This is a genomic window from Streptomyces sp. NPDC035033 (assembly GCF_040636735.1).
GTDB lineage: Bacteria > Actinomycetota > Actinomycetes > Streptomycetales > Streptomycetaceae > Streptomyces.
Window position 1 is genome coordinate 71191 of record NZ_JBEZUZ010000024.1, and the last position, 6628, is coordinate 77818.

Below are 6628 nucleotides of genomic sequence, written 5' to 3' on the forward strand. Positions count from 1 at the left end.
GCCGGGAGGTCGTCCGAAAACCGGGTGAGGCGTGTCAGTGGTGACTCGTAGGGTCGGGCCTGATGCCCGAGAAACCTGTCACCTCCGAGTCCGCCCCCGTCCGCCGTTCGGCCGTCCGGGTGCTGCTGCGGCTCTGGCCGTACGTCCGGCCGGTGCGCGCGCGGTTCTTCACCGCCGCCGCCGTCGCGATCGTCGCCTCCTGTCTGTCGCTCGTCATCCCGCTGGTCCTGAAGTGGCTGGTGGACGGGCCGGTCGCGGAGCGGGACCCGGGAGGGGTGTGGCTGGGGGCGCTGTACCTGCTGCTGCTCGGCGTCGCCGAGGCCCTGCTGTTCGGGCTGCGGCGGTGGCTGGTGGCCCGGCCGCTGTCCTCGGTGGAGGCGCGGATGCGGGAGGACCTGTACGGCAGGCTCCAGCGGCTGCCGATCGCCTTCCACGACCGGTGGGCGTCCGGGCAGCTGCTCTCGCGCGGCACCACGGACCTGATGATCCTGCGGATGTTCCTGGCCTTCCCGCTGACGTTCCTGATCGTGAACGCGGTGACGATCGTGGCGGGTTGTGTCCTGCTGCTGGCCCAGGACCGGCCGCTCGGGCTGGTGCTGCTGACGCCGGTGGTGCCGGTGGTGGTGTTCTGCTCGTACTTCGAGCGGCGGTACGGGGTGGTGGCCCGGCGCGCGCAGGACCAGGTCGGCGATCTGACCACGGTGGTGGAGGAGAGCGTCCTCGGCATCCGGATCGTCAAGGGCTTCGGCCGGCACCGCAGCCAGGCGGAGGCCTTCCGCCGGCTCGCGGAGCTGCTGCGCTCCACCGAGCTGTCCAAGGCGCGGCTGCTCGCCACGATCTGGGCGCTGATCACGGTCCTGCCGGAGCTGGCGATCGGGGCCGCGCTGGTGCTCGGCACCGTGCGGGTCGCGGACGGCGACCTGTCGGCGGGCACCCTGGTGGCGTTCCTGTCGACGGCGCTGGCGCTGCGCTGGCCGGTGGAGTCGATCGGCTTCCTGCTCGCGATGAGCCAGGAGGCGGTGACGGCGACGGAGCGGTACTTCGAGGTGATGGACGCGGAGGAGGAGCGGGACGCGGTCGCTCCGGCGGCGGTGGAGGGGGCCGCCGACGGGCTGTGCTTCGAGGGCGTGTCGTTCCGCTTCCCGGACGCGCCGGCCGGCTCCCCGCCGGTCCTGGACTCCGTCGACCTGCACGTGCGGCCGGGCGAGACGCTGGCCCTGGTCGGGGCCACCGGCTCCGGCAAGACCACGCTGACCTCGCTCGTGCCGCGGCTGCACGAGGTGACCTCCGGGCGGATCCTGCTGGACGGCGAGGACATCGCCGGGATGGAACGGGAGCGGCTGCGCACGCTGGTGTCGGTGGCCTTCGAGGAGCCCACCCTCTTCTCGGCGAGCGTCGGGGAGAACGTGCTGATGGGCGCGGGCCCGGCGGCCGGGGAGCCGGAGCTGGGGCGGGCGCTGGCCATCGCGCAGGCGGACGGCTTCGTCGGACGGCTGCCGGAGGGGGCCGGGACGCAGGTCGGCGAGCAGGGGCTGAGCCTGTCGGGCGGGCAGCGGCAGCGGCTGGCGCTGGCCCGCGCGGTGGTCGGCCGGCCGCGCTTCCTGGTGCTCGACGATCCGCTGTCGGCGCTGGACGTGCACACCGAGGCGCGGGTGGAGGCGGCCCTGCGCGAGGTGCTGAAGGAGACGACGGCGCTGGTCGTGGCGCACCGGCCGTCGACGGTGATGCTGGCCGACCGGGTGGCGCTGCTGTCCGGCGGCCGGATCGCGGCGGTCGGCACCCATCAGGAACTGCTGCGGAGCAGCGCCGAGTACGCCTGGCTGATGTCGGGCGAGGGGGGCGAGAAGCGATGACGGACACCACGCTCGTACCGCCGGAGGAGGAGCGGGAGGGACGGGAGGAGCGGGCCGCGGCCGGTGACCCGTTCGACCGGGACGACCTGCCCGCCCCGCGTGGGGCGACCGGGGCGCTGCTGCGTTCGCTGCTCGCCGCGCACCGGGCCCGGGTGGCGGTGGCGGCGCTGGCGCTGCTGCTGAAGGAGGCCGCGGTGCAGGCGGGCCCGCTGCTCGTGGCGTACGCGATCGACCGGGGGGTGCCGGCCTTCCGGGCCGGGGACCACGGGCCGCTGCTCGCGGTGGCGGTCGGCTACCTGCTGTGCGCGGTGGGCGCGGGGGCGCTCCAGTACGGCTTCGTGCGGGGCGCGGCGCGGATCAACCAGGACGTGCTGCTCGACCTGCGGGGGCGGATCTTCCGGCACGCGCAGGTGCTGAGCGTGGACTTCCACGAGCGGTACACCTCGGGGCGGCTGATCTCGCGGTCGACGACGGACGTGGAGTCGCTGCGGGAGCTGCTGTCGGAGGGGCTCCAGGAGCTGATCGGGGTGGTGCTGTCGTTCGTGTCGATCTCGCTGGTGCTGCTCTGGCTGGACCTGGGGATCGGTGCGGTGGCGGTGGCCTCGTTCGGGCCGCTGTACCTGCTGGTGCGGATGTACCGGCGGCGCGCGGGGGCGGTGTACGCGGAGCGGTCGACGGCGATCGCCGGGGTGATCGTGAAGTTCGCGGAGACGATGAACGGGATCCGGCCGGTGCGGGCCTTCCGGCGGGAGCGGGTGAACGACGCGGAGTTCGCGGGGCTGAACCACCGGCACGAGCGGAGCAACGGCGACGCGCTCCTGGAGATGGCCCGCTATGTGGTGGGGTCGCGTCTGGTGGCGAACACGGCGGTGGCCGGGATGTGCCTGTGGGGCGCCTACCGGGTGGCGGGCGGTTCGCTGGAGCTGGGCGTGCTCGCGGCGGCGGTGCTGTACGTGCGGCGGCTCTACGACCCGATCGACCGGCTCGGCATGTTCCTCAACTCGTACGAGTCGGCGGCCGCCTCGCTCACCAAGATCGCGGGCCTGCTCGCGCAGGAGCCGGGCGTGCCGGAGGCGGCGGCGCCGCGCGCGCTGCCGGAGCGGGCGGGGGCGGCGCCGGGCCGGGAGGTGGTCTTCGAGGGGGTGCGGTTCGCGTACCGGACGGGCGGCGAGGTGCTGCCCCGTCTCGACCTGCGGATCCCGGCGGGGCAGACGGTGGCGGTGGTCGGGGCGACCGGCGCGGGCAAGTCGACGCTGGCGAAGCTGCTGGCCCGCTTCTACGACCCGACGGAGGGCCGGGTGCTGCTCGACGGCGTGGACCTGCGGGAGCTGTCGGTGCCGGAGCTGCGGCGCGGGGTGGTGATGGTGACGCAGGAGGCGTTCCTGTTCTCCGGGACGGTCGCGGAGAACATCGCGATCGGCCGCCCGGACGCCGGCCGGGAGGAGATCGAGCGGGCGGCGAAGGCGATCGGCGCGCACGACTTCATCGCCGGCCTCCCGGACGGGTACGACACCGACGTGCGGAAGCGGGGTGGCCGGATCTCGGCCGGTCAGCGGCAGTTGGTGGCCTTCGCGCGGGCGCTGCTGGCGGATCCGGCGGTGCTGATCCTGGACGAGGCGACGAGCTCGCTGGACGTGCCGGGCGAGCGGGCGGTGCAGCACGCGATGGACACGGTCCTGGCGGGTCGTACGGCGGTGGTCATCGCCCACCGCCTGTCCACGGTCGAGGTCGCGGACCGGGTGCTCGTGATGGAGGCGGGCCGGGTCGTCGAGGACGGCTCCCCGGCGGAGCTGGTCGGCGGCGAGGGCCGCTACGCGGGCCTGCACCGCGCCTGGCGGGACTCCCTGGCCGGCTGACGGACCGGAAGGGACGGTTCAGGACGGGGTTTTTCGGCCAACGGGTCGAGGGAGGAGCCCGGCGTCCGAAGGGCGGGACGGCGGGCGGCCCGTCACGACGGCGCCGACCGGGCCGCGCGGCGTTCCCGCACGCCGAACGGGGTGGGGCGTCCCGCCCAAGATCGATGAAACGTCCGGTTAACGAACGTGACCGTGCGCGCAGCGGACGACTTCCGGCCAAGTTGTTGACGCGGTCCTGACAGGTACCGGCGGTAGCTGCCAGTCTCTCCCCCGGTTCCTCGCAACCGTGTTCGCCGCATCACCCGATCGTGCGCCACCGCTCTGCTTGCTCCGCCCGGCTGCCCACCCAGCGGCCCGGTACCCCCCTCGCACAAGGAGTTCGCGTGAGATCCACTCCCAGTCGCCGTGCCACCGCGACCGGCGCGCTCGTCGCCGCCGCCGCCATGCTCGCCGTCGGCGTCCAGACCGGCAGCGCCTCCGCCGACGACGAATGGCCGGTCGCTCCGCGGGCGACGGCCGCGCTCGGGAAGGTCAACCCGGGCAAGCTCCCCGCCGACCTCACCCCCGCCGAGCGCACCGCGCTGATCAAGACCGCCGACGCCGGCAAGGCCGAGACGGCGAAGGAACTGGGCCTCGGCAGCCAGGAGAAGCTCGTCGTCCGGGACGTGGTCCAGGACCGCGACGGCACCACCCACACCCGGTACGAGCGCACCTACGCGGGCCTGCCCGTCCTCGGCGGCGACCTGGTCGTCGCCGAGACGAAGGCCGGCGCCACCACCGGCGTCTCCAAGGCGTCCCGCGCGGAGCTGAAGAACGTCGACCTCACCGCCACCGTCGCCCCCGCCGTCGCGGAGAAGCAGGCCGTCGGCCTCGCCGCCGCCGAGGGCTCGAAGGCCACCAAGAGCGAGCGCGCCCCGCGCAAGGTCGTCTGGATGGCCCAGTCCGGCGCCCCCGTCCTCGCGTACGAGACCGTCGTCGGCGGCCTCCAGCACGACGGCACGCCGAACGAGCTGCACGTCGTCACCGACGCCAGGACCGGCGCCAAGCTGTACGAGTGGCAGGCCGTGCACACCGGCACCGGCAACACCCAGTACAGCGGCCAGGTCACGCTCGGCACCGCGCCCTCGTACACGCTGACCGACACCGCGCGCGGCAACCACAAGACCTACAACCTCAACCGGGGCACCTCCGGCACCGGGACGCTCTTCTCCGGCGCGGACGACATCTGGGGCGACGGCACGCCGTCCAACCTGGAGACGGCCGGCGCCGACGCCCACTACGGCGCCGCGCTCACCTGGGACTACTACAAGAACGTGCACGGCCGCTCCGGCATCCGCGGTGACGGCGTCGGCGCGTACTCGCGGGTCCACTACGGCAACGCCTACGTCAACGCCTTCTGGCAGGACTCCTGCTTCTGCATGACGTACGGCGACGGCTCCGGCAACACCAAGCCGCTGACCTCCATCGACGTGGCCGCGCACGAGATGACCCACGGTCTCACCTCGTCCACGGCCAAGCTCGTCTACAGCGGCGAGTCCGGCGGCCTCAACGAGGCCACCTCCGACATCATCGCGGCGGCCGTCGAGTTCTACGCCAACAACCCGAAGGACCCGGGCGACTACCTCGTCGGCGAGAAGATCGACATCCGCGGCAACGGCACCCCGCTGCGCTACATGGACAAGCCCAGCAAGGACGGCTCGTCCAAGGACGCGTGGTACTCGGGCATCGGCTCCATCGACGTCCACTACTCCTCGGGCCCGGCGAACCACTTCTTCTACCTGCTCTCCGAGGGCAGCGGCGTCAAGACCGTCAACGGCGTGACCTACGACTCCCCGACCTCCGACGGCCTGCCGGTCACCGGCATCGGCATCGACAAGGCCCGGATGATCTGGTTCAAGGCCCTCACCACCAAGTGGACCTCGTCCACCAACTACGCGGGCGCCCGCACCGGCACGGTCGCCGCCGCCGAGGAGCTCTACGGCGTCGGCAGCCCCGAGGCCCTCGCCGTCCAGCACGCCTGGGCCGCCGTCAACGTCGGCACCCGCCCCGGCACCACCCCGCCCACCGGCACCGTCTTCGAGAACACCGCCGACGTCTCCGTCCCGGACAACGGCGCCGCGGTGACCTCCTCGGTCACCGTCACCGGCCGCACCGGCAACGCGCCGAGCAACCTCTCCGTCGGCGTGGACATCGTCCACACCTACATCGGCGACCTGATCGTCGACCTCGTCGCCCCCGACGGCTCGGTCTACAACCTGCACAACCGCACCGGCGGCAGCGCCGACAACATCAGCCAGACCTACACCGTCAACGCCTCGTCCGAGGTGGCCAACGGCGTCTGGAAGCTCCGCGTCCAGGACCGCGCCTCCATCGACACCGGCTACATCAACAGCTTCAAGCTGACCTTCCCGTAAGCGGGCAGGCACGCGCCGGACGCACCGCACGACGGACGCCCGGAGGGACCCTTCCCTCCGGGCGTCCGCCCGTTCACCCCAGCTCGTCCTTGCGGACCAGCCGGCCCGCCGCGAAGCACAGGCGGTAGACCGGGAGTTCCGCGAAGACGGTCGCCCGGTAGTAGCGGCACTCGTCCGCGCCCCCCGGCTCCGCCGGCAGCCCCGGCGGCCGCGTCTCCAGCGCGTGGTCCGGCAGGTCGTCCGCGATCTCCCCGTACGCCTGGCCGACCAGCAGCCGCGCGTAGTTGTCGGGCTCCAGGTACGAACGGGCCTGCGACCACACCGCGACGCCCGCCGTCAGCACCGCGAGCGCGGCGAGCAGCGCCAGCGGGATCCAGATCGCCCGGACCAGGTCCTCGCGGACCCGCCGCCGGGCCCGGTCCAGCTCCCGGGCCGAGGTCGGGGCGGCGGGCGCCGGCGCCGGCGCCCGCCGCCCCGACCTCGGCCCGGGAGCTGGACCGGGCCC

Annotated in this window: 1 protein-coding gene and 2 pseudogenes; 2 read left to right on the plus strand and 1 reads right to left on the minus strand. The window is 73.5% G+C overall.

Translation table 11 applies throughout. From position 1 onward, the window contains the following. Positions 1 to 119 precede the first annotated feature (119 nt). Positions 120 to 3709: pseudogene (locus AB0E83_RS13070) on the plus strand (ABC transporter ATP-binding protein); the annotation flags it as partial. A gap of 383 nt (positions 3710 to 4092) precedes the next feature. Beyond that, positions 4093 to 6123, plus strand: coding sequence for a M4 family metallopeptidase (locus AB0E83_RS13075; RefSeq protein ID WP_362109674.1), 2031 nt, complete (start codon positions 4093 to 4095; stop codon positions 6121 to 6123). 73 nt (positions 6124 to 6196) lie between these two features. Here the strand turns inward: AB0E83_RS13075 and AB0E83_RS13080 are convergent. Next, positions 6197 to 6628: pseudogene (locus AB0E83_RS13080) on the minus strand (two-component sensor histidine kinase); the annotation flags it as partial.